Genomic DNA, 3,137 nt, shown 5'->3' on the forward strand with positions numbered 1-3,137 from the left:
TCACTGAACAGCGCATCCGCGATCAGGATCTGGGAACCATCGAGGACGTGCTGACCAACACCACCGGGATCTCCACGCGCAACGTAGACAGCGAGCGGGTCAGTTTCTCCTCCCGCGGTTTTCGCATCAACAGCTACCAGTACGACGGCATTCCCACGCTCAACCGCGACGGCCGCTGGTACTTCGGCGAAGGCCGACTGAACACGGCGATCTACGATCGCGTCGAGGTCATTCGCGGCGCCAATGGGCTGACCACCGGCTCCGGCAACCCCGGCGCCTCGGTCAACTTCGTGCGCAAGCGCGCCGACAGCCGCGAGTTCGAAGGCTCCGTTTCCGGCACGCTCGGCAGTTGGGACAAGCGCGGCACGACGGTGGATCTCGCAACGCCGCTCTCCGCCTCCGGTGATGTGCGCGGGCGCTTCATCGGCGGCTATGAGGAAGGCGGTGCGTTTCTGGATCGCGAAGACAAGCGGCGCACCTTCGGCTACGGCGTGATCGACGCCGATGTCACCGACTCGACCACCGTATCGCTGGGATTCGACTACCAGGACAGCCACACCTCATCGCCCACCTGGGGCGGGCTTCCGCTCTGGTTCGACGATGGCACGCCGACCGACTTTTCGCGCTCGTTCAGCGTTGCGCCGACCTGGTCCTACTACGACTTCGAGTCCGAAAAGGTCTTCGCCGAGCTTGCCCACCGGTTCGACAACGGTTGGCAGGCGCGTATTGTGGGCACCCACGAAGAGACCGACATGGACGGCAAGCTCGCCTACCCCTACGTCGAGGGCACCCTGCCCAACCGGGTGGACGGCAGCGGCGTCTTCTTTTATACCGGCTGGAACCGCGGCCACCGCGAGGTCGACTCCGTCGACGCCCAGGCCAGCGGCCCCTTCACTCTGCTCGGCCGTGAGCACGAGCTGGTCATCGGCGGCAGCTACAGCGACCAGACCAACGACTACGAGAACACCTTCATCGATGGCTTCGAGGTCGCAGACTTCAATGACTGGAACGGCGCGGCCCCCAACGAAGGCTGGGCTGCCTTCGAGCCATCCGAGGCATCCAGCACCCGTCAAAAGGCGATCTACTCCGCGGCACGGTTCTCGCTTGCCGACCCGCTTTCACTGATCGTGGGCGCCCGCTACACCGAGTGGAAGGGCATGACCGAGTTCCGTAGCCTCGATCGACAGAGCAAGTACGAAATCACGCCCTACGGCGGGCTGGTGTTTGATTTCGACGATACCTACTCGGCGTTCGCCAGCTACACCGAGATCTTCGAGCCGCAGAACTATCGCGATCTGGGCGGAAGCTATCTCGACCCGGTCCAGGGCAAGAATTATGAAACCGGCTTGAAAGCCGCCTGGTTCGACGGGCGCCTGAACGGCTCGTTCTCGGTGTTTCGCATCGAGCAGGACAACGTTGCCGCCGCCCTACCCGGGCTTCCCGGCCAACGGGAGACGTTCTACGAAGCCGTCGAAGGCGTGGTCAGCGAAGGGTTCGAAGTGGAACTCAGCGGCGCGGTCACCGAGGATCTGGACATGACCGTGGGCTACTCCCATTTCACCGCCAAATCCGATGAAGACAACTTCAACCTCAACCAGCCGCGCTCGCTGTTCAACCTGTTCGCCAGCTACACGGTACCCCAGACCCCGGAACTCACCCTGGGCGGCGGACTCAACTGGAGCAGCAAACTGGTGGCGGACAACCTGACCACGCCGGCCGGCATTCCGACCCGCTTCGAGGAAGGCAGCTACACCCTGGCCAACCTGTTCGGACGCTACCGGTTCACGGAGGACCTCAGCTTGCAGGTCAACCTCAAGAACCTGTTCGACGAGAAGTACTACAGCAACGTGGGTGGCTACGGCGTTTACGGCGAGCCGCGCAGTATTTCGACGACGCTGCGCTACGACTTCTAAGCGACACGCGCCTCCTGGCCGCCCGGGCATGCCCCGGGCGGCCGCTTTTTGAAAGGAAACGTCCATGCACGTCCTCAAACGACTCAAGGCCTTCGGCCTGACGGCGCTGGCCGCGACGGCCCTGCCGGTTGCGCCGGCCGGCGCCGCGGACTACCCGTTGAGCATCAATCATGCGCTGGGCACCACCGTGCTCGAAAAGGCGCCCGAGCGTATCGCCACCGTCGCCTGGGCGAACCACGAGGTGCCGCTGGCACTCGGCGTGGTACCGGTGGGATTCGCCGCCGCCAACTTCGGCGTCAACGACCAGAGCGGCCTGCTGCCCTGGGTCGCCGTGCGCCTGGAGACGCGGGGCGGGCCCGCCCCGCCGCTGTTCGATGAAGGCGACGGCATCGACTTCGAGGCCGTGGCGGCGAGCCGCCCGGACGTGATTCTGGCCGGCTACTCCGGGCTCAGCCAGAGCGACTACGACACGCTCAGCCAGATCGCTCCGGTGGTGGGCTACCGCGAAGGCCCCTGGGCGACGAGCTGGCGCGAAATGATTCGCCTGAACAGCGCCGGCATGGGCATGGCGGAAGAAGGCGATGCGCTGATTGGTGAGCTCGAGGCGCGGATTCGCGAGACCGCCGCGCGCTACCCGGAACTCGACGGCAAGACCGCCATGTTCGTCACGCACCTCGACCCGGGTAACCTGGGGCGAATCGCCTTCTATTCGGATAACGACGCCCGCGTGCAGTTCTTCCACGATCTCGGCCTCGTCTCGCCCCAGGTCGTGCTCGACCACTCCGCCGAAGGCCAGTTCTCCGGCGCCATCAGCGCCGAGCTGATCGACGCGCTCGACGATGTGGATATTCTGGTCACCTACGGCGGCGAGTCACTGCTGAATGAGCTCGAGGCCAACCCGCTCACCTCGCGCCTGCCCGCCGTGGAAAACGGTGCGGTCGTGATGCTCGACGACAGCCCCCTGGGCACCGCCGCCAACCCGACCCCGATGTCGATTGACTGGGTACTGGATGACTATGCAAGGCTTCTCGCCGACGCCGCGCGCAAGGCCGAGTGACGCGGCCCCCGCGCGCCCAAGCGCCCAGCGCCGGTACCTGGCCAGGCGCCTGACCGGCGCGGCGCTACTAGTGGCGCTTTTGATCGGGGCCGCGGCGCTCTCGATCGCGCTGGGCGCACGCAGCGTCGGCTGGCCACGGCGGCGTCGCCCACGCTCTGCACCTGGCC

Annotated in this window: 2 protein-coding genes and 1 pseudogene; all 3 read left to right on the forward strand. The window is 65.6% G+C overall.

From position 1 onward, the window contains the following. Nucleotides 1–1,913, forward strand: a 1,913-nt coding sequence (gene fhuE / locus BIS11_RS13750; RefSeq protein WP_253586303.1) for a ferric-rhodotorulic acid/ferric-coprogen receptor FhuE, incomplete at its 5' end; no start/stop codon positions are given. Nucleotides 1,914–1,977: 64 nt separating this feature from the next. Continuing rightward, complete coding sequence (locus BIS11_RS13755) at nucleotides 1,978–2,970, forward strand: iron-siderophore ABC transporter substrate-binding protein (RefSeq protein WP_253586304.1); 993 nt, start codon at nucleotides 1,978–1,980, stop codon at nucleotides 2,968–2,970. Further along, a pseudogene (locus BIS11_RS13760) lies at nucleotides 2,930–3,137 on the forward strand (hypothetical protein); the annotation flags it as partial. The gene BIS11_RS13755 and the pseudogene BIS11_RS13760, both read left to right, overlap by 41 nt.

The sequence above is a fragment of the Halomonas sp. 707D4 genome, from assembly GCF_024158685.1.
Classification (GTDB): domain Bacteria; phylum Pseudomonadota; class Gammaproteobacteria; order Pseudomonadales; family Halomonadaceae; genus Vreelandella.

Coding starts and splice junctions, on each gene's coding strand:
- BIS11_RS13755 (WP_253586304.1), top strand. CDS start 1,978: ATGCACGTCCTCAAACGACTCAAGGCCTTCGGCCTGACGGCGCTGGCC.